Source organism: Streptomyces sp. NPDC051243 (assembly GCF_044455405.1).
Classification (GTDB): Bacteria; Actinomycetota; Actinomycetes; order Streptomycetales; family Streptomycetaceae; genus Streptomyces.
Genome location: NZ_JBITES010000012.1, coordinates 108,270 through 128,690, shown reverse-complemented (window position 1 = coordinate 128,690; position 20,421 = coordinate 108,270). Strand labels below are relative to the sequence as shown.

At 70.0% G+C, this 20,421-nt stretch carries 17 protein-coding genes; 9 read left to right on the top strand and 8 right to left on the bottom strand.

Annotated features, from left to right (window positions below; translation table 11 throughout):
- Positions 1-192 precede the first annotated feature (192 nt).
- Entirely contained in the window at positions 193-378 is a 186-nt protein-coding gene (locus ACIBAG_RS29580) for a hypothetical protein (RefSeq protein ID WP_399109125.1), read from the bottom strand.
- A gap of 605 nt (positions 379-983) precedes the next feature.
- Here ACIBAG_RS29580 and ACIBAG_RS29575 point away from each other — a divergent pair.
- The 8 genes from ACIBAG_RS29575 to ACIBAG_RS29540 all read left to right on the top strand — a co-directional run bounded on the left by ACIBAG_RS29575 (position 984) and on the right by ACIBAG_RS29540 (position 11,548).
- The gene (locus tag ACIBAG_RS29575) at positions 984-4,748 is read left to right on the top strand and encodes a nitrate- and nitrite sensing domain-containing protein (protein ID WP_399109123.1); all 3,765 of its coding nucleotides are present in this window, start codon (positions 984-986) and stop codon (positions 4,746-4,748) included.
- Between the two features lie 9 nt (positions 4,749-4,757).
- Positions 4,758-5,171 (top strand): roadblock/LC7 domain-containing protein, encoded by a 414-nt coding sequence (locus tag ACIBAG_RS29570; protein WP_003973453.1) that lies wholly within the window; start codon positions 4,758-4,760, stop codon positions 5,169-5,171.
- Between the two features lie 114 nt (positions 5,172-5,285).
- Positions 5,286-5,684 carry a DUF742 domain-containing protein gene (locus tag ACIBAG_RS29565; protein ID WP_003997626.1) on the top strand — a complete coding sequence of 133 codons (399 nt, stop codon included), beginning with the start codon at positions 5,286-5,288 and terminating at the stop codon, positions 5,682-5,684.
- A complete protein-coding gene (locus ACIBAG_RS29560) occupies positions 5,665-6,240 on the top strand; it encodes an ATP/GTP-binding protein (protein ID WP_388801008.1) in 576 nt (191 codons plus the stop codon). The genes ACIBAG_RS29565 and ACIBAG_RS29560 overlap by 20 nt, the downstream gene beginning before the upstream one ends.
- A 387-nt stretch (positions 6,241-6,627) precedes the next feature.
- Positions 6,628-9,894, top strand: coding sequence for a nitrate- and nitrite sensing domain-containing protein (locus ACIBAG_RS29555; RefSeq protein WP_399109121.1), 3,267 nt, complete (start codon positions 6,628-6,630; stop codon positions 9,892-9,894).
- A 10-nt stretch (positions 9,895-9,904) separates the two neighbouring features.
- Positions 9,905-10,318: a roadblock/LC7 domain-containing protein gene (locus tag ACIBAG_RS29550; RefSeq protein WP_004983065.1), complete on the top strand. Its 414-nt coding sequence runs from the start codon at positions 9,905-9,907 to the stop codon at positions 10,316-10,318.
- 95 nt (positions 10,319-10,413) lie between these two features.
- Complete coding sequence (locus ACIBAG_RS29545) at positions 10,414-10,986, top strand: DUF742 domain-containing protein (RefSeq protein ID WP_399109119.1); 573 nt, start codon at positions 10,414-10,416, stop codon at positions 10,984-10,986.
- Positions 10,967-11,548, top strand: coding sequence for an ATP/GTP-binding protein (locus ACIBAG_RS29540; protein WP_026248371.1), 582 nt, complete (start codon positions 10,967-10,969; stop codon positions 11,546-11,548). Before ACIBAG_RS29545 ends, ACIBAG_RS29540 begins: the two co-directional genes overlap by 20 nt.
- Positions 11,549-11,805: 257 nt before the next feature.
- Here the strand turns inward: ACIBAG_RS29540 and ACIBAG_RS29535 are convergent, their stop codons facing one another.
- The 3 genes from ACIBAG_RS29535 to ACIBAG_RS29525 all read right to left on the bottom strand — a co-directional run bounded on the left by ACIBAG_RS29535 (position 11,806) and on the right by ACIBAG_RS29525 (position 16,028).
- Positions 11,806-11,997 (bottom strand): acyl-CoA carboxylase subunit epsilon, encoded by a 192-nt coding sequence (locus ACIBAG_RS29535; protein WP_399109117.1) that lies wholly within the window; start codon positions 11,995-11,997, stop codon positions 11,806-11,808.
- Between the two features lie 46 nt (positions 11,998-12,043).
- Positions 12,044-13,627: an acyl-CoA carboxylase subunit beta gene (locus tag ACIBAG_RS29530; protein WP_399109115.1), complete on the bottom strand. Its 1,584-nt coding sequence runs from the start codon at positions 13,625-13,627 to the stop codon at positions 12,044-12,046.
- A 157-nt stretch (positions 13,628-13,784) separates the two neighbouring features.
- The gene (locus ACIBAG_RS29525; protein ID WP_399109114.1) at positions 13,785-16,028 is read right to left on the bottom strand and encodes a polysaccharide lyase 8 family protein; all 2,244 of its coding nucleotides are present in this window, start codon (positions 16,026-16,028) and stop codon (positions 13,785-13,787) included.
- 181 nt (positions 16,029-16,209) lie between these two features.
- Here ACIBAG_RS29525 and ACIBAG_RS29520 point away from each other — a divergent pair, with 181 nt between their 5' ends.
- On the top strand, positions 16,210-16,764 hold the full coding sequence (locus ACIBAG_RS29520; RefSeq protein ID WP_399109112.1) for a YceI family protein: 555 nt from the start codon (positions 16,210-16,212) through the stop codon (positions 16,762-16,764).
- Positions 16,765-16,807: 43 nt separating this feature from the next.
- On the opposite strand, the gene ACIBAG_RS29515 is transcribed toward ACIBAG_RS29520, so the two are convergent.
- The 4 genes from ACIBAG_RS29515 to ACIBAG_RS29500 form a co-directional block, all read right to left on the bottom strand.
- Positions 16,808-17,383 carry a YdeI family protein gene (locus ACIBAG_RS29515; RefSeq protein ID WP_399109110.1) on the bottom strand — a complete coding sequence of 192 codons (576 nt, stop codon included), beginning with the start codon at positions 17,381-17,383 and terminating at the stop codon, positions 16,808-16,810.
- Between the two features lie 53 nt (positions 17,384-17,436).
- Positions 17,437-17,775 carry a hypothetical protein gene (locus ACIBAG_RS29510; protein ID WP_399109108.1) on the bottom strand — a complete coding sequence of 113 codons (339 nt, stop codon included), beginning with the start codon at positions 17,773-17,775 and terminating at the stop codon, positions 17,437-17,439.
- Between the two features lie 544 nt (positions 17,776-18,319).
- Positions 18,320-19,918, bottom strand: a complete 1,599-nt coding sequence (locus tag ACIBAG_RS29505; protein ID WP_399109421.1) for a cation acetate symporter — start codon at positions 19,916-19,918, stop codon at positions 18,320-18,322.
- Positions 19,919-19,935: 17 nt separating this feature from the next.
- Positions 19,936-20,376 (bottom strand): DUF485 domain-containing protein, encoded by a 441-nt coding sequence (locus ACIBAG_RS29500; RefSeq protein WP_399109107.1) that lies wholly within the window; start codon positions 20,374-20,376, stop codon positions 19,936-19,938.
- Positions 20,377-20,421: the final 45 nt, after the last annotated feature.

The window sequence follows — 20,421 nt, the reverse complement described above, 5'->3', positions numbered from 1 at the left end:
TCACTGAGCTGGCTGGAGTCTGACGCTCCAGGCTAACGCGGGGAGGGGTGGGCGCCTCGCGTATTACCGCGGGCGCCCTGACCGTCGTACGGAGCCGTCCGGAATCCTCCGGCACCGTCGAGACCTTCGCGGGTACGTGACCCACCGCCAAACGTTCGTACGCGTTTGAACAATCGGCGGCCCGCGCGCGTACTACTGGGCGGCGGCGGTGACGGGGATCTCCTGGAGGATGGTGCGCTTGGGGTTGGCGGTCTGCGTGGGAAGATCGACGGAGTGCTCCGGCTGCTGCGGGGTCTGCAGTTCGTCGGCGTCGTCGAGGTGCGCCAGCGTCGTGCGCCGCGGGTTGGCTATGGTGCGGAACATCGTCGTCGTCTTCACGGTTGTTCTGAGTCCTGTCGTGACGGAGCGCCGGGGGCGGCCGCAGAGCGGCCTGTGACCGGGCGCGGGTTGGCAGAAGCTTCCCTCTTGTAAAGCGTCAGGCTAAACATCCAATTCCCCGGGGAACTCATCGAGACCCCTTGATCCGCGTGTGAGTTTCCTCACGGATCGGCGGACAAAACGGTCAATCCGGGCCTGCAATTCACCCCAACGAAACGGACATTGGGCACCTGAACCCATCATTCCGCTCCTGATCATGGCGACTGGGACACCTCCCGCGCGTGAGAGGATCGCGGGCATAGGTCCGTTTTGGGTGGGATAAGTTTCTACGGCAGGTAATCTCGCCCTCACGTGGTGTCACGTATGTCACGGCTCGACCTACGGGCCTTGTTGGAGATCCTGCACTGTGCTGGAATTCCACGGACCGCCGCAGGATCGAGCCGGCGCACAGGGGGCGCCTCGAGCGCCGAGTGGCGGCGAGAAGGGGGAGCCAGCGCCGGTCCATCACGACCATCAGGGAGCGTGTTCAGGACGCTCCCTACTACGCCGACACCGTGTCCGTCCGCTCACGCGGAAGGGCGCCTGGTCCAGAGGTTGCGACGCTAGTGCAGGGACGTTTCAAGAGGGATGGCAGCGCTTCGGCGGAGCCGGAGCACGGCGGGACCGACCGAGGTCCCTCGCCCCAGCACGCCCAGAACCCGGGCCCGGCGCCGTCGGTCGACGGCGGTGACCGCTCCGGGCGTCCGGCCGTGTCGGCGTCCTCGGGCTCGGCGACTCCCCCCACGCCACCGACGAAGAAGCCGCCGAAGGGCCCCGTCGGCCCCGGCTCACGAATAGCCCTGCGCAACTGGCGTATCTCCACGCGCCTCGTGGCGCTGCTGACACTCCCCGTGGTCGCGGCCACCTCGCTGGGCGCGCTGCGCATCAGCGACAACATGGACGACATCCAGCAGCTCGAGAACATGAAGCTGCTGACGGACATGACCAAGCGCGCCACCGAGCTCGCCACCGCGCTCCAGGAGGAGCGCGACCAGTCCGCGGGTCCGCTCGCGCACGGCGGCAAGGCGACCGACTACACGGTCAAGGGCTTCCGGGACAAGACGGACCGGGCCGCGCAGAGCTTCCGGGACGCCTCGGAGGAGATCGACAACAACAGCAAGGACGGCAACCTCCGCGGCGTCCGCGACAACATCGTCCAGCTCGTCCGCGAACTGGGCACGCTCTCCGAGATCCGCAACGTCGCCTACGACGCCGAGGGCAACTCCACGCAGACCGTGGAGGCCTACCACCGGGTCATCACGCACCTGCTCGAGCTCTCGCAGGACATGGCCGAGGCGACGAGCAACCCGGAGATGATCCAGAGCACGCGTGCCCTGGCCGCCTTCTCCTCGGCCAAGGAGTACGCGTCCATCCAGCGCGCCGTCCTCGCGGCGGCGCTGCCGGCGAACAGCACCTCCGAGGGCGACCTGTCGGAGAACGACCGGCTGTACGCCGACTCGGCGCTGGAGAGCCAGAACTCCGAGCTCCGCAGCTTCAAGAGCATCTACGGCACGGAGGCCGCCGAGGAGCTCCTGAAGCCGATCGGCGAGAACAACCCGACGATCAAGGCCAGCGACACCTACGCCAGCCGGGCCCTGACCTCCGCGAACGGTCTGGCGTCGCTGGACAAGCGGTCCTACCGCGACTGGGTCGACGACAGCACCACCAAGCTCCAGCAGATGCGCGCCATCGAGACGACGCTGCTGGAGGACATGGAGCAGAAGGCCCGCGAGCTGCGCAACGAGTCGGAGCGCGAGGCGATCATCTCCGGTGCGCTGATCCTGCTCGTGCTCGGTGTCTCGCTGGTCGGCGCCTTCGTCGTGGCCCGGTCCATGATCCGCTCGCTGCGCCGCCTGGAGGAGACCGCCACCAAGGTCGCCCAGGACCGCCTGCCCGAGCTGGTCAAGCAGCTGTCCGAGTCCGACCCGCAGGACGTCGACACCTCCGTCGAGTCGGTCGGTGTGCACTCCCGGGACGAGATCGGCCAGGTGGCCGCGGCCTTCGACGACGTGCACCGCGAGGCGGTCCGCCTCGCCGCCGAGCAGGCCCTGCTGCGGGGCAACGTCAACGCGATGTTCACCAACCTCTCGCGCCGCTCCCAGGGCCTCATCCAGCGTCAGCTGTCGCTCATCTCCGAACTGGAGTCCCGCGAGGCCGACCCGGACCAGCTGTCCTCGCTGTTCAAGCTCGACCACCTCGCGACGCGTATGCGCCGTAACGGTGAGAACCTCCTCGTCCTCGCCGGTGAGGAGCCCGGCCGACGCTGGACCCGCCCGGTCCCGCTGGTCGACGTGCTCCGTGCCGCCGCGTCCGAGGTGGAGCAGTACGAGCGCATCGAGCTGGCCTCCGTGCCGACCACCGAAGTGGCCGGCCGCGTGGTCAACGACCTCGTGCACCTGCTCGCCGAGCTCCTCGAGAACGCGACCTCGTTCTCCTCCCCGCAGACCAAGGTCAAGGTCACCGGTCACGCGCTGCCCGACGGCCGTGTCCTGATCGAGATCCACGACACCGGTATCGGCCTCTCCCCCGAGGACCTCGCGGCGATCAACGAGCGGCTCGCCTCGCCGCCCACCGTGGACGTCTCGGTGTCCCGCCGCATGGGTCTGTTCGTGGTCGGTCGTCTGTCGCAGCGCCACGGCATCCGCATCCAGCTGCGTCCGTCCGACTCCGGTGGTACGACCGCGCTGGTCATGCTGCCCGTCGACGTCGCCCAGGGCGGCAAGAAGCCCGCTCCGGGCAAGCCCGGCCAGGGCGGTCCCGGTGGCTCCGGTGGTCCGGCCGCCGCGCAGGCCGCCGCCGGTGCGGCAGCCGCCCGTCGCCAGGCCCAGGCCGGTGGCGGCTCCCTCGGCGCGGGCGCGCCGGGCGGTGCGCTCGGCGGCGGGGCCGGTGCGTCCGGCGGGGGCCGGCTCGGCGCCGGTCAGGGACCGCGGGCCGCGCTCCCCGGGCGTGACGGTGGCGGGGTCCCGGGTGGACCGGGCGCGCCGCGCGGGCCCCAGGGTCCGGGCGCTCCCTCGCAGGGCCGGCCTCCGGCCGGTGCGGGCGCCGGGTTCGGCGGCCAGGCCCCGGGTGCTCCGCAGGGGCTCCAGGCGGCGGGCGCCGGTCAGGACCCGTTCGGCCAGGACGCCTTCGGGGCCGGCCAGGACACGTTCGGTTCCCGTCAGGACGCCTTCGGTGCGCGTCAGGACGCCTTCGGCGGCTCCGCCGGACGCGACCAGTCCCGGCCGCAGGGTCCCGCGTCGCCGCCGTCCGCTTCCCCGTCCGCCGGTAGCGAGAAGGGTCGTCGTGGCCGTCGGCCGCAGCTTCCGCCGCGCGGTGGTGCGCGGGCCGAGCTGCCGGGCGGCAACCAGCCGCGCACGCCCAGCTGGAGCGACGAGAACGCCCAGCCGCCGGTGCCGCGCGCCTCGCTCGACGCCCCGCGCGGGCACGACGAGGACCCCGCGCAGACGTCCCGGATGCCGCGGATCGACGACCGTCAGGGCCCTGGCGCGACGGCGGAGATACCGGCGATCCCGCGCTTCGACAGCCACCAGGGCCCGGGCTCGGCCCCCGAGTTCCCCCAGTCCGGTGGGACCGGTCAGCAGAACACGGGTCAGTTCGTCCGCCCCGACGTCTTCGGCGCCCCGGGCGGGCAGAACACCTCGTCGCAGACCGGCCAGTTCGCCGCACCGCAGGCGTACGACGGCAGCTCGACGGGCCAGCACGCCCTGCCCGGCCGCCAGAACCCCGAGTCCACCGGACAGTTCGAGCGGCCCCAGGCCAATGGCACGTACGGCGGCGGCTCCGGCTACGGCGCCCCGCAGCCCCCGGCCCCGGCGCGCCCGCAGCAGCGGCCCGCCCGCCAGGAGCCCGAGGCGCTGCCTCCCGCGAGCGGTCCCGGCGACGGTCGTACCCCGCTGTACGACACGCTCGAGACCAACTGGTTCCACGGCAGCCAGCAGGGTCAGGGACGCCACCCCGGCGCCAACGGCTCCGCTCCTGCCTCCGCTCCGCAGCAGCCGCAGGCCCCTGCGGCGCCTTCCCAGCCTCCCGCGTCCACCGCCGCGTGGCGAAGCTCGCCGAACGACGACCTCGTCCGGCAGGCGGAGCGCGTCCGGCAGCCGGCCGCGGGCGGTGTCACCACCTCCGGCCTGCCGCGCCGGGTGCCCAGGGCGAACCTCGTCCCGGGTACGGCTCAGCAGCAACAGCACCAACCCGGTCCGCAGGTCTCGCGTTCGCCTGACGACGTACGTGGCCGGCTGACCAATCTCCGTCGGGGCATCGCGCAGGGTCGTCAGGCCGGCACCGGCCAGACGGGCAGTTTCCCGAGCCCCACTCACCAGCAGGAGCGTTAGTTGAGCCAGATGAGCCAGGCGGCACAGAACCTCAACTGGTTGATCACCAACTTCGTGGACAACACCCCCGGGGTGTCCCACACCGTCGTCGTGTCCGCCGACGGCCTCCTGTTGGCGATGTCCGAGGGCTTCCCGCGCGACCGTGCCGACCAGTTGGCGGCCGTCGCGTCGGGTCTTACCTCGCTCACGGCAGGAGCGTCCCGGATCTTCGAGGGCGGCAACGTGGCACAGACGGTCGTTGAGATGGAGCGGGGATTCCTCTTCCTGATGTCCGTCTCGGACGGGTCGTCACTCGCCGTCCTGGCACACCCCGAATGCGACATCGGCCTCGTCGGCTACGAGATGGCGCTGCTGGTCGACCGCGCGGGCGCGGTGCTCACGCCGGACCTGCGCGCCGAGCTCCAAGGCAGTCTGCTCCACTGATCACCCGCGGATCCACCCGTCTCACCAAATCACCGTCCGGCCGCCACAATCCCCCCACCGGCCACCACCAGGACGGCTTGACTGACCGACTTGCTGTCCCCGCCCGGAGGATTCATGACCCCGCCCACCGCCTCTCATGATCCGTACGCGGAGCCGTACGAGGATGAGGGCGACCAGCCGCTGGTACGTCCTTACGCGATGACCGGCGGCCGGACCCGGCCGCGCTACCAGCTGGCCATCGAGGCCCTGATCAGCACGACGGCCGACCCGGCAGCGCTCATGGGGCTCCTGCCCGAGCACCAGCGCATCTGCCACCTGTGCCGTGAGGTGAAGTCGGTCGCCGAGGTCTCCGCGCTGCTGTCCATGCCGCTGGGCGTGGCCAGGATCCTCGTCGCCGACCTCGCTGAGGCCGGCCTGGTCGCCATCCACCAGCCGGGTGGCGACGAGAACAACGGCGGCGCTCCGGACGTGACGCTGCTCGAAAGGGTGCTCAGTGGACTTCGCAAGCTCTGAACCGGGCCGGGCGACCACCTCCGCCAAGATCGTGGTGGCGGGTGGCTTCGGCGTGGGCAAGACCACGTTCGTCGGCGCCGTCTCGGAGATCAACCCGCTGCGCACCGAGGCCGTCATGACGTCCGCGAGCGCGGGCATCGACGACCTCACGCACACCGGGGACAAGACCACCACCACGGTGGCCATGGACTTCGGCCGTATCACCCTGGACCAGGACCTGATCCTGTACCTCTTCGGTACGCCTGGCCAGGACCGCTTCTGGTTCATGTGGGACGACCTCGTACGCGGCGCCATCGGCGCGGTGGTGCTCGTGGACACCCGGCGCCTGGCGGATTGCTTCCCGGCGGTCGACTACTTCGAGAACAGCGGGCTGCCGTTCGTCGTGGCCCTCAACGGCTTCGACGGGCATCAGCCCTACCAGCCCGAGGAAGTGCGGGAAGCGCTGCAGATCGGTCCGGACACCCCGATCATCACGACGGACGCCCGGCACCGCTCCGATGCCAAGAGTGCGCTGATCACGCTGGTCGAGCACGCGCTGATGGCCCGACTGCGGTAGATCAAGTAAGCAGCGTCGTACGGCAGTTGTCGTAGATGTGGCGGAGCCGGCTGTGGCCTTTGACACGGCCGGCTCCCTTGTTCATAACGTTTCGGCAGAGGAATCGGGTGGTACGGCCACTCGTCGCGGTCAAGCGGTCTCGCTACGCGCACAAATGCCCCGTCTTTTGACGGGGCTCGCTCTTTATGACCGTTTTATCTGGGGCTTACATCACTCCGAATCCGCCGCTTCCACTGTTTGGAAGAGCGCAGGCCGACGTGCTGGAATGCCTGAACTGCCCAATAGTCAAAGACGTACTCAGCAGTACTGCGTACTCCTAGGCGAACCGGGCTCTGAGACACTGCGGCACAACGTAGGTGCCGACCCCGCCGGAAGGTTGTTGGTCGAGTGAGGCGAAGCAAGAACAGTCCCGAGCCGTCGGCCCGGGGCAACTTCACCCCGCCGCCGCGCGGAGCGGCGCCTGTCCCTGTGCCCGGATCGGAACCAGCGGCCACACCGGCGCCCAGCGGCGGCCGCCTCTCCCCGCGCAACTGGCGCGTGCCGACCCGGCTGAACGCGATCCTGCTCATACCCGTGATCGTCGGCCTCGTCATGGGCGGCTTCCAGGTGAAGAGCTCGATCGACACCTGGCAGGAGGCCGAGGACGCGGAGAACACCGCGCGTCTGGTGCGGGCCTCCCTGAACTACGCCGACGCCCTCTACAACGAGCGTGACATCACCGCCGCCCCGCTGCTGCAGGGCAAGGGCGAGGACGACACGACGGTCAAGGAAGCCCGTGACCTCACGGACAAGGCCGCCGACGAGTTCGACGCGGCCACGCAGAACATGCCGCAGAAGGCTGGTCTGGAACGCCGCCTGAGCGAGTTCCGGGAAGTCGAGCCCGAGCTCACCGGCCTGCGCTCCCAGGCGTACGGCAAACAGCTGACCGGCGTGCAGACCGAAGAGGGCTACGTCAAGGTCGCGCACCCCCTGACGGAGTTCGCCAACGAGCTCGGTCTGGGCACCGGCAACATCACCTCCTACGGCCGCACGGTCTACGCCATCGAGCTCACCAAGGCGGCCCTGTCGCTGCAGCGCTCCATCGGCATGCACCTGCTGGTCAAGCCCGGCCCGACCGCGGAGAGTTTCGCCAGCCAGCGGGTCGCCCTCACCTCGTACGCGTATCTGGAAGGCATCGCCGTCCAGGAGTACATCGGCGGTGGCACCGAGGCCGACGAGCAGAAGCTCAAGGACGCCGAGGCCCAGATCAGGACCGAGGGCGCGGCCCTGGCCAAGGAGGCCAAGGCCAAGAACCCGGACTATGTGCCGCCGCCGGCCAAGACGGCCGACATGATCAAGCTCATCGCGGGCCTGCAGTCCACGGACGCCGCCGAGCGTGCCGCGCTCGCCCAGAAGGGCGTCACCGCCGAGAACTGGTGGGCGGTCAACACCCTCAAGTTCAACGCCTACCGCCAGATCGAGTCCGACCTGGCCGACACGGCGGTGAACGAGGCCTCCGACATCGCCGACGACGCCAAGCGCGACGCCCTCATCACCGGTGCCGCCGTCGTGGTCGCCCTGCTCGCCGCGTTCATCCTGGCCGGCATGGTGGCCCGCCAGATGTCCCGCTCGATGCGCCAGCTGCGCAACGCCGCCTTCGGCATCGCCGAGCAGCGCCTGCCGATGCTGGTCGACCAGCTCTCGCGCACCGACCCCGGCCGCGTGGACACCCGGGTCGCGCCCATCCCGATCAACACCCGGGACGAGATCGGCGAGGTCGCCCGCGCCTTCGACCAGGTCCACCGCGAGGCCGTCCGGCTCGCCGCCGAGCAGGCCCTGCTGCGGGGCAACATCAACGCGATCTTCACCAACCTGTCGCGCCGCAACCAGTCGCTGATCGAGGGCCAGCTGACCCTGATCACCGACCTGGAGAACAACGAGGCCGACCCGGACCAGCTGGAGAACCTCTTCCGGCTGGACCACCTCGCGACTCGTATGCGCCGCAACGGCGAGAACCTCCTGGTCCTCGCCGGCGAGGAGCCCGGCCGTCGCTGGGACCAGCCGGTCCCGCTGGTCGACGTCCTGCGCGCCGCCTCCTCCGAGGTGGAGCAGTACGAGCGCATCGAGCTCTCCGGCGTCCCGGAGGCCGAGATCCACGGCCGCGCCGTGACCGACCTCGTGCACCTGCTCGCCGAGCTCCTTGAGAACGCGACGACGTTCTCCTCCCCGCAGACCAAGGTTCGTGTGACCGCCACCCGTCTCCCCGACGGTCGGGTCATGATCGAGATCCACGACAAGGGCATCGGCCTCACCGCCGAGGACTTCGCCGACATCAACCACAAGCTGGCCAACCCGCCGACGGTGGACGCCGCGATCTCGCAGCGCATGGGCCTGTTCGTGGTCGGCCGGCTGTCCGACCGGCACGGCATCCGCGTCCAGCTCCGCCCCTCCGGCGAGCAGGCCGGCACCACCTCGCTGGTCATGCTGCCGGACGCGATCACGCACGGCGGTGGCGGCGAGCAGCAGCCGGCCCAGGACGAGTTCACCGTCTCCCAGATCATCCCGGAGCAGAACTTCCAGGGTGAGAACTTCAACCAGCAGCCGATGCGTACGGCCGCGGAGCTCGGCTTCGACGACAGCCGCTACACCGAGGTCCCGGACGACATCCGCGAGCTGGACCCCGTCGGCCGCTCCCTGATGCGCGAGGAGCGCCGTGCGGCCCTGGAGGCCCAGGCGCACGGCCAGCAGCCCGGCCAGGAGGCCCCGGAGAGGCCCGGGTACGACGAGTTCACCGGTCAGCCCGGCTACGACGGCCAGAACGGCTTCCCCGAGCAGCCCGGCGGGTACGCCCAGCAGCCGGCGTACGAGGAGCAGCGGCAGACGTCGTACGAGGAGCAGCAGGCGGCGTACGAGGAGCCTCAGCGGGCCGCATACGACGAGCCGCAGCAGCAGTCGTACGACGACCAGTACTTCGCGCCGAACGGCGGCCTGCCGCGGAACGACACCTTCTCGTCCGGCGGTGGCTACCCCGAGCCCGCGTATCCGGAGCCTGCCCGCGAGGAGCCGGCGGCCGCGAGTGCCTCCGCGCCGGAGAGCTTCCCGGCCTTCGAACAGCGGCGTCAGCAGGACGACTGGCCGCAGTCGAACGGCTACCGCAACGGTTATCCGGACAGTTACGCTCCGGAAACGGAATCCGCTCAGGCCGATGACGCGAACGAGCGTGACCGCGTAGGCTTCGACCGTCCGGGACCGGCTCCCGCCGCCGGCCACGCGCTGACCGACGCCGGGCTTCCGCGCCGCGGGTCCGTCGCGAACGGCACCAACGGCGCGCGGCCCGCGCGGCAGGAAGCGCCGGCCCCCACCCCGGAGAGCAACGGCGACAGCAGCTGGCGTTCGCAGAACGACGACCGCTGGCAGCAGGCCGCGCAGCTCCGGAAGCCCAAGGCAGGCGGGGTCACCTCCTCCGGTCTGCCGCGGCGGGTACCCAAGGCCAACCTGGTCGAGGGAGCCGCCGCAGCCACCCCACAGGGCGGCCCACAGGTCTCCCGCGCTCCCGAGGACGTCAGGGGCAGGCTGAGCAACCTGCGCCGGGGTGTCCAGCGGGGTCGCAGTGCGGGAAGTGAAACGAACGGCCAGGGCTTCGGTCCTGACAGCACCTACAACCAGGAGCGTTAGTGTGAGCCCGATGAGCCAGGCGGCACAGAACCTGAACTGGTTGATCACCAATTTCGTGGACAACACCCCCGGGGTGTCGCACACGGTGGTGGTCTCCGCCGACGGACTCCTTCTGGCGATGTCCGAAGGCTTTCCCCGCGACCGCGCCGACCAGCTCGCGGCCGTCGCCTCCGGTCTGACGTCTCTGACGGCAGGCGCCTCCCGCATCTTCGAGGGCGGCAGCGTGAACCAGACGGTTGTGGAGATGGAGCGGGGATTCCTCTTCATCATGTCCATCTCCGACGGTTCGTCACTCGCGGTCCTCGCTCACCCGGAGGCGGACATCGGCCTCATCGGGTACGAGATGGCGCTTCTCGTCGACCGTGCCGGTACGGTCCTGACGCCGGATCTTCGTGCGGAGCTCCAAGGCAGCCTGCTCAACTAACAGACAGTCGGTGCGTTTTGGCGTCCCGGGGCCGTAAGGTTTCGGGACGCGGCTCCACATGATGGGTGCCAGGCACAGTCGGAGGAGGAGAGAAAGTGGCAACACCCCCAGACGGTTCGTCATCGGGCAACTGGTCGTACGGCCCTGCCCAGGGGCACGGCGACGGTTCCCAGAACCGGTACAACTTCCCCTCCCAGCCCAGCCAGCGGCAGCCGTACGCCCCTCAGGGCCCCGGGCCCTCCCCGTACGACCAGCCGTCGGCGCCGCGCATCCAGCCGGTGCAGCCGCAGCGACGCGCCCCTGAGCCGGCGCCCGCCGGGGCGTCGAACAACCCCCTGGTGCGCCCGTACGCCATGACCGGCGGCCGGACGCGCCCGCGCTACCAGCTCGCCATCGAGGCGCTGGTGCACACCACCGCGCAGCCGCACCAGATGCAGGGCCAGTTGCCCGAGCATCAGCGGATCTGCAACCTCTGCCGGGAGATCAAGTCGGTGGCGGAAGTCTCCGCTCTCCTCACGATCCCTCTCGGCGTGGCCAGGATCCTCGTCGCCGACTTGGCGGAGGCGGGACTGGTCGCCATCCATCAGCCCGGCGGCGACGAGAACGCCGGCGGCCAGCCAGACGTGACACTGCTCGAAAGGGTGCTCAGTGGACTTCGCAAGCTCTAGCGGCGGTCCTTCCCGCTCCACCACCTCCGCGAAGATCGTGGTGGCGGGCGGCTTCGGCGTGGGCAAGACCACGTTCGTCGGCGCCGTCTCGGAGATCAACCCGCTGCGCACAGAGGCCGTCATGACGTCTGCTTCGGCGGGCATCGACGACCTCACCCACACCGGGGACAAGACCACCACCACGGTGGCCATGGACTTCGGCCGTATCACCCTGGACCAGGACCTGATCCTGTACCTCTTCGGTACGCCGGGCCAGGACCGCTTCTGGTTCATGTGGGACGACCTGGTGCGCGGCGCCATCGGCGCGATCGTCCTGGTGGACACCCGCCGCCTCGCCGACTGCTTCCCCGCGGTCGACTACTTCGAGAACAGCGGCCTGCCCTTCGTCATCGCCCTCAACGGCTTCGACGGCAACCAGCCGTACAACCCGGACGAGGTCCGTGAGGCCCTCCAGATCGGCCCCGACACCCCGATCATCACGACCGACGCCCGCCACCGCGCGGACGCGAAGTCGGCGCTGATCACGCTGGTCGAGCACGCGCTGATGGCCCGACTGCGGTAGGTAGTCGCTGGTGCGGCCACTGGGCTGCCACGGACGGTTGTCTGCCGTCCGCGGCAGCCCAGTGGCCGTTCGCGCAGTTCCCCGCGCCCCTGAAGGCCGGACCACTGGTCCCACCTCAGGGGCGCGGGGAACTGTGCGAACGGCCCCCGACTACCCGCAGCCGCCCCCGAGACCGCCCCCCCCCGAGCTCTCGGGCGCAAAAACCGACGGCCCCGCCCTCCCACGGGGAGAACGGGGCCGTACGAGCGCCGCGGGCATCAGCGCCAGCTGTGCGGGGCCCGGAAGCCCGGCTCGCGCTCCAGGCGGCGCCAGCCCGCCTTCGCGCGGCCGCGGTGGGTCGGGGTCGTGGCGGGCTGGGCGGCGGCACGGGCCAGGAGGATCGCGGTGATGGCCGCGACTTCCTCGGGCTCGGCGTGGCCCTTCTCGACGCGAATATCAGGGAGGTTCATGGGTGTCAGTCTCCGTGAGAGAGGTTTCCGCAGCGGTACCGGTGGGTTACTGCGGGGGGTTGCCGTGCTTGCGGGACGGCAGGTCGGCGTGCTTGGTCTGGAGCATCGCCAGGGAGCGGACGAGGACCTCGCGGGTCTCCGCGGGGTCGATGACGTCGTCGACCAGGCCACGCTCGGCCGCGTAGTAGGGGTGCATGAGCTCGGACTTGTACTCCTTGACCATGCGGGCCCGCATGGCCTCGGGGTCCTCGGCCTCGGCGATCTGCCGGCGGAAGATGACGTTGGCCGCACCCTCCGCGCCCATCACGGCGATCTCGTTCGTCGGCCAGGCATAGGTGAGGTCCGCGCCGATGGACTGGCTGTCCATCACGATGTAGGCACCTCCGTACGCCTTGCGCAGGATCAGCGAGATCCTCGGCACGGTCGCGTTGCAGTAGGCGTAGAGGAGCTTCGCGCCGTGCCGGATGATTCCGCCGTGCTCCTGGTCGACACCCGGGAGGAAGCCGGGGACGTCCAGGAAGGTGACGATCGGGATGTTAAAAGCGTCACACATCTGGACAAAGCGCGCAGCTTTTTCCGACGCCTCGATGTCCAGCACACCGGCCAGCACCTGCGGTTGGTTGGCGATGATGCCGACCACCTGGCCGTCCAGGCGGGCCAGCGCGCAGATGATGTTCCGCGCCCAGCGCTCGTGGACCTCGAGGTACTCGCCGTCGTCGACGATCTCCTCGATGACCTTCGCCATGTCGTACGGCCGGTTGCCGTCCGCCGGTACCAGGTCCAGCAGCACCTCGCTGCGGCGGTCCGGCGCGTCCGTGGACTCCACGCGGGGCGGGTTCTCGCGGTTGTTCTGCGGGAGCAGGGACAGGAGGTAGCGCACCTCGGCGATGCAGGTCTCCTCGTCGTCGTACGCGAAGTGGCACACGCCGGAGGTCTCCGCGTGCACGTCCGCGCCGCCGAGTCCGTTCTGGGTGATCTCCTCGCCGGTCACCGCCTTGACCACGTCCGGGCCGGTGATGAACATCTGCGAGGTCTCACGGACCATGAAGACGAAGTCCGTCAGGGCGGGGCTGTACGCCGCGCCGCCCGCGCACGGGCCCAGCATGACGCTGATCTGCGGGATGACGCCCGACGCCTTGGTGTTGCGCTGGAAGATGCCGCCGTAGCCGGCGAGGGCGGAGACGCCCTCCTGGATACGGGCGCCCGCGCCGTCGTTCAGGGAGACCAGCGGCGCGCCCGCCGCGATGGCCATGTCCATGATCTTGTGGATCTTGGTGGCGTGGGCCTCGCCCAGCGCGCCGCCGAAGATACGGAAGTCATGGGCGTACACGAAGACCGTACGGCCCTCCACCGTGCCCCAGCCGGTGATGACACCGTCGGTGTACGGCTTCTTGGCCTCCAGGCCGAACCCGACCGCGCGGTGCCGGCGCAGCTGCTCGACCTCCCGGAAGGAACCCGGGTCCAGCAGCAGCTCGATCCGCTCCCGGGCGGTCAGCTTGCCCTTGGCGTGCTGCGCCGCGGTCGCCTTCTCGCTCGGGCCGGCCAGCGCCTGCGCACGGATCTCGTGCAGCTCGGCGGTCCGCCCGCGGGCGTCGATCGGCTCACCCGGTGCCTCATCCAAAACGGTCATGTAGCGACCTTACGAAGGACACCGCGGAAAGCGAGCCGTTGACTCCGTACAGTCCTCCGACCGATTTCCTGGTACCCCTGAACAGAACCATGGCGGCGTGCAGCCCTTCCGACTGCTCAGAGGGCCTGCGCGTTGTGGGGGTCGCACAAAGTCGTCCTCAGAGAGCCACCTCACAACGGTGGCTTTCGCATACCACCCCCGGAGTGACACGGAGGTGCAGTCGGCGGTCCGTGGACAGAACCTCGACCGAGTCGTCGGCGCGTACGACGCCTCGTACGGGGCGGTCCCAGATGATCTCCAGCGGCTCGCCCGTGCGCGGCGGCTCGCTCACACAGAGGGTAGCGGTACGGCCCACTCGCCGGAGCAGCACACTCGCCGCGGCGGAGGCGGTGAGCGGACCCGCCGTGGCCGGCTGCCAGAAGTTGGCCGCGGTCGTGCCCAGGCAGGGCACGCGGACGGCCTGGCATGCGGTGTCGTTGGCGAGGACCGACAGCCACCCCGGGTCGGCGGCACGGGCGGCCACCTCGTCGCGGCGGGCGCCGGGCAGGAGCAGGTAGACGTAGGTCGTCGTACCGCCCGTGTTGATGTCGGACCAGGCGCCGGTGCGGTCCTCGCGCAGGGTGCGCAGATCGCCGTACGGCACCACCCAGCCGCCGTGGCCCTCCAGGTGCGCCCAGCCCCGGCCGCGTGCGAAGGCCTGGTCGCCGCCCTCCCCGAGGTTGCGGTTGTCGACGACGGTCTCGACGGGGACCCCGTCGGCGCAGCTGATCCCGGCCCCGAGGCAGATCACGGCGTCCGCGACACAGAACCACGACTTACGCGCTTCGAGCGTCGATCCCAGCCCCTTCAGGTGCTGCCCGACAGCCGCGTACTCGCCGTCGGTCGCACCGCCGACCCACCGCACGTCCGGCTTGGGGGCGCCCCACTCGCCCCCGGCCCGGTCGGGGAGCCGGAGGGACGAGACCGTCGTGCCCGGGAGCCGGTACCAGTCCACGGTCGGCCAGTACCAGTCGGTGTACTGGTCGCCGAGCCCCTCCGCCCACCACGAGACCATCCCGGCGCCGGTGTGCCAGCCGCGCGGGTTCTCGCCGTTGCCGCACTCGTAGTGGGCGATGCGGTCACTGGCCATGGCGATGTTCGCGACGAATCGCGGGCGGCGGTGGACGGCGCGGTCCATGGCGGCGAAGAGGTGGTGGCCGGTGGGTTCGGGAGCGGCGGTGGCCGGTGATGCGGCGACGGCGTGCAGGCGGGCGAGGTCGGCGACGTCGAACTGGCGGGAGGTCAGGATCGGGGTGACCGTGTCCCGTTCGATCCATCCCTTGATACGGCCGTACCAGCGCTCGCGTTCCGCCGCGCCCGCGCCGACCGCGAGGAGGGCGATCGCGGCGATGATCGCCTGCCCGTGGTAGTGGTCGCCACGCATGACCTGCCGGTCGTCGCTCTTGAGGTAACCCCTGCTGATGGCACGGCCGTTGACGCTGTCCATCACCAATCCGTCGTGGATGAGGGGCGCGTAGGCACGCTCGACGCTGTCGAGGACGATCCGCTTGTTCGGGTCGGTCACCTCCCACTCGGATCCGGCGAGCAGGGCGAAGAGCCGGCCGAGGCCGTCGAGGAGGACCTGGCCGTAGGTGCCGGAGTAGGCGACCCAGGTGTGCTGGACGAAGGAGCCGTCGGCGTGGAGGCCGTCGCCCTTCGTGACGTACGGGAAGACCGGGGAGAGCGCGTCACGGGCGAGGGCGATCTTCGCCGGGGACCGGCCGAGGATGCCGCGCAGGGCGACGCTTCGGCAGAGGTCGACGCGGTTGGCGCCGGTGGAGGTGCCGGAGTAGTCGGTGAGCATCGCGTCCGGGACGAAGTGGTCCACGGCCGCGCAGGCGGCGGCTCGCTGGGCCTCGCTCAGGTGGTCGCAGAGGGCGGCCGTGATGTCCATGAGCAGGCGGGGGCTGCCGATCTGCCATTCCCACCAGTTGCCGTAGCGGGTGGTGGAGGGGTTGTAGACGGTGGCGGAGAGGTGGTCGAGGCCGCGCAGGACGTCGGCGAGCAGGGCCGGGTCGGCGGTGGAGCCGGTGCCGGGCTGGACGTAGGCCCGGGTCATGGTCCACAGGCGGCTGTAGCTGCGGGTGATGCCGGCCGGCGGGTCGTAGGGGGTGCCGGGCCAGAGGGAGGTGGGGGTGGGGGCCATGGTGGCCCGGAAGCCGCGGGCGAGGGTGCCGGTTTCGGCGAGGCGGGAGGCGTACGGCTGTGCCGTCGGGTCGTAGCCGGTGCCGAGGGCGATGTCGAGCCAGCGGCGGCGGAGGGTGTCGTAGGGGTCTGCAGCAACGGCGCGGGCGGCGGCAGCGGGGGCGGCAGCGGACATGAGCGCCAGCGCGAGTAAGGCGGCTCGGCGGGTGGGTCCCATGGAGTCTCTTCGCTGTGGGTTCATGCACTGGGCATCTACCACCTCAGCGTAATCACGCCAACACCTTGCGACACTTCGCCAATGATGTTGAATCTCGAACGGAATAGGTCTACGGTCGGTCGCGTTGATGTAGTTCAAGATTCAACATCATCCGTTCGGCCTTACTCCGAGGGAGCACGTCATGACGAACACCGACCTCACCGCACTGACCGGCAGCTACACGATCGACACGGCCCACTCCACGATCGGCTTCACCGTCCGCCACGCCATGGTCACCAACGTCAAGGGCAAGTTCCTCGACTTCAGCGGCTCGCTGCAGTTGGACGGCAACGACCCGTCCGCGTCCAAGGCGTCCATCGACGTCAAGATGGACAGCATCGACACCGGCTCCGCGGACCGCGACGGTCACCTCAAGAGCGCGGACTTCTTCAAGATCGAGGAGTTCCCGACGATGACCTTCCGCTCCACCTCGGCGGAGGCTCTCGGCGGGGACGACTACCGCATCACCGGCGACCTGACGATCCTCGGCACCACCAAGCCGATCACGATCGAGCTGGAGTTCAACGGCGCCGCGAAGGACCCGTTCGGCAACGAGCGCGTCGGCTTCGAGGGCAAGGCGGAGCTGCTGCGCTCGGAGTGGGGGCTGACCTGGAACGCGGCCCTGGAGACGGGTGGCGTACTGGTCTCCGACAAGATCAAGCTCAACTTCGACATCTCGGCGATTCGCAACGCGTGACGCCTCCGCGCCCCTGCCACGACGGTGCCGGTGAGCCTTCCGCTCACCGGCGCTTCGTCAATTCCCGGAGGATCACGGCGACTTGGGCTGCCCTGCGGTGCGGGGTCCGGGCGCGCAGAAGCCCGAGCATGATCTGGTAACGCTCGGTCCTGCCCAGCTTCTCGAACACGTCCCGGGCGCGGGGATCACCCTCCAGCGCCACGGTCAGCTCGTCCGGGACCCGGGCGTTGCGCTGCGACTCGTAGGCCGCCGCCCACCGCCCGTCCGCCTTCGCGGCGGCCACCTCCGCGATGCCGCCGGGCCGCATCCGTCCGGCGGCCGTCAGCTCCTCGACCCGCCGGACATTGACCATGGACCAGAGGCTGCCCGGCCGTCGCGGAGTGATCCTCTGGAGGAAGTGCGCGGCGTCGAGACCCTTGCGCTGACCGGTGATCCAGCCGTGGCAGAGGGCCACGTCGTTGACTTCGGCCGCGGTGACGGACGGGATGCCGGAGCCCTTTTTGGCGACCTTGATCCACAGGCCGGGGTGCTCGGGGGTGGCGGGGTGGGTGGTCAGCCAGGAGTCGAGGTCAGCGGCCGATTCGAAGGGGAGAGGCGCGGTGCCGTCGGGGGTGGTCATGGGAAGACCATAGGAGGGGTACAGGTCGGGATCTGTCCTATAAGAACGCGTCCTCACTCACCCTCGTACAGGCGCCTCAAGTCCACCAGCACCACTTCACCCCGCTCCTCCTTGGCCCGCAGTTCGTCGGTGAATCCAGCCCCGCTGTAGCAGGCCAGCCGCACTGCCGACGTGTCGACCCCGCGCCTGGTGAGCAGCGCCTGCGCGTGACGCAGCCGTTCCAGATGCCCCACGCCCATGACCTGATCCCACTTGGCCTCGCCCAGCGAGAGCAACACCCCGTTGTCCTGGCCCACCGCGGCGTCCGACGCGCCGACGCTGGGCGGTGGTTTCGCGACGGCCGCGTTCAATGTGGGCGCGGCTGCGGGACCGTGGCTCGGCGGTACGGCCATCGGGGCCGGGCTCGGGTACCGGTCGCCGCTTTGGGTCAGTGCCGTGTTGGTCGCGCTGTCTTTGGGGGTGGCGGCGGGCGTGGCGGTCCTGGGTGCCCGCCGAAATCGGGAAGCGCGTCAGGGTCGTACCTCGGCATCATGGTCTGCATGACCGCCACCTTCCGACCGGGTTCCGCATGGGTCGTCATCGCCTCGTACGAAGTGGAGAAGGGGTGTCCCCGGCCGCCCGCCGCCGTACGCGCTTGACTGCGTGAGCGTGGCATCGACTGGATGCCCTTCCGCGGGAACGAGGTCCGCCTGGATCGGGTGTGCGGTCCAGGAGCCGAGGGGGTCTGGCGGTCGTGGATCATCGTCCACGTCGACGCCAGTGCCTTGTGGTCGCTCGGATTGCACCCCGAACAGCCGACCTCAGTCGTCAACGGACCTTCACCGCCCGGCTGGTGGCATGCCGCTGGGGAGCGGTACGCCCAACAGCACTCGGCCGGGCGTACCGCTCCCCCAGGACATCGCGTGTGATCTGCGGGTCTTCGCTCCGCAGGAAGAATCACCGCTCGTCCGCACCCACCAACGCCCGCACCTCGAACTCCTCGAACACCCGCGGCTCCTGGCGTGCGCTCAGCGCCGAGCCGATCCAGCCCAGCAGGAAGCCCGCCGGGATCGACACGATGCCGGGGTTCTGCAGCGGGAACCAGGCGAAGTCGGCGTTCGGGTAGAGCGAGGTGGGGGTGGAGGAGACGGTCGGGGAGAGCACGACGAGGAGCACCGAGCAGGCCAGACCGCCGTACAGACTCAGCAGCGCTCCGCGTGCGGTGAAGCCTCGCCAGAACAGGCTGTAGACGATCGTCGGCAGAATGGCGGACGCCGCGATCGCGAAGGCCAGGAACGCCAGCGTCGCGGTGCTCGTGCCCCAGGACAGCAGGGCCAGCAGCATGCCCATGACGCCGATGGCGGCCGCGGAGAGCCGGGCGACGGCCACCTCCTGGGTCTCGGTCGCCCTGCCCTTGCGGATCACCGCGCCGTAGAGGTCGTGGGCGATCGACGAGGCCGCGGCGAGAGTGAGTCCGCCGGCCACGCCCAGCAGCGTGATGAAGGCCAGGCTGGACAGGAGCGCCACGAGTACGCCGCCGCCGAGCTCGTAGCCGAGCAGGAGCACCGCCGCGTCGCCCCTGGGGTCGACGTCCGCGATCTGCTCCCGGCCCACGATCGCGGTGGCGCCCAGGCCCAGCACGCCCGCCATCAGGCACACGAACCCGATCAGCCCCACCGCCCATACGACCGAGCCGCGCAGGACACGAGTGGTGCGTGGGGCCAGCAGCCGCATCATGATGTGCGGGAGAGCGGCCAGTCCGAGCACGATGGCCAACTGCAGGCTGAAGAAGTCCAGTTTGTTGGTGGTGCTGCCGCCGTAGCGCAGGCCGGGGCCGAGGTAGCGGTCGCCGAGGTCACTGTTGGCGGCGGCGGTCGACAGGAGTCTGTCGATGTTCCAGCTGAAGTGGTGCAGCACCATCACGGCGGTGATGCCCACCCCGGCGACCAGCATCACGGCCTTGACCACCTGGATGACCGTGGCACCCGGCATGCCGCCGATCGCCGCGTACACCACGACGATGGTGCCGATGACCACCACGCACATCGCCCGGGCCGTCCCGCTCGGGGCGCCGATGAACTGCGCCAGGAGCGCGATGCTGCCCACGAGTTGGGCGACCAGGTACAGCAGGCACACGGCGAGCGTGCACAGGGCCAGCGCCAGCCGGACCGACCGCTGCCCCTGCGGCAGCCGCAGCGCCAGGGTGTCGCCCAGCGTGAACTTGCCGGAGTTGCGCAGGGGTTCGGCGATCATCAGCAGCGCCATCATCCAGGCGACCACCGTGCCGCCCAGGTAGAGCAGACCGTCGTAGCCGGTCACCGCGACGATTCCGGTACTGCCGAGCAGCGTGGCGGCCGACAGGTAGTCACCGCACATGGCGAGCCCGTTGCGCAACGGCGACATGTCGCGGTCGCCGAGATAGAACTCGCTGATCTCGTCCCGCTGCGGGGCCGTCAGCAGCACCGTGAACAGGGTGACGACGACCACGGTGATGAAGAGGACGAGCGTCAGCTGAAGAGTGGCCCGGTCGGTGACGCTCGCGGCGTGATCCACCAGTTGGCCTGCGGCTTGCGTCACCACGTGCCGAACCGCCTTTCCGCGGCGGTGCGGCCCTGCTGTGCCTGCGCCTGCGCGAGTGACTGTGCCCGCGCCCGGGTCTCGTGCAGTTGGGCTCGCAGGCGGTCGGCGACCGGGTCGACCCGTCGGCGCATGTACCGGACGTAGAGCCAGATCGTCACGGCCATGAGGAGGAACTGGCACAGGCCCAGAGCCAGCCCGATCGTCAGGTGGCCGGCCAGCGGCTGGTTCATCATGCCGGGGGCGAAACCGGACAGCAGGACGTACGTGAGGAACCCACCCACCGATACCAGCGTCGCCGCCGTACCGAAGGAGCGCTGGGCGCCGCGCATCGAGCGGAATTCGGGAGAGTTGCGTATCGACTGCGGGCTGGTGGGTTCAGGCCCCGGTGGAGAGGGCGGGTAGTAACTCTCGTGCGGGGGCGGATACAGGGACATAATGCACCTTCTTCGCTGCCTTATGTCGCGCACGTGACCGGCCTG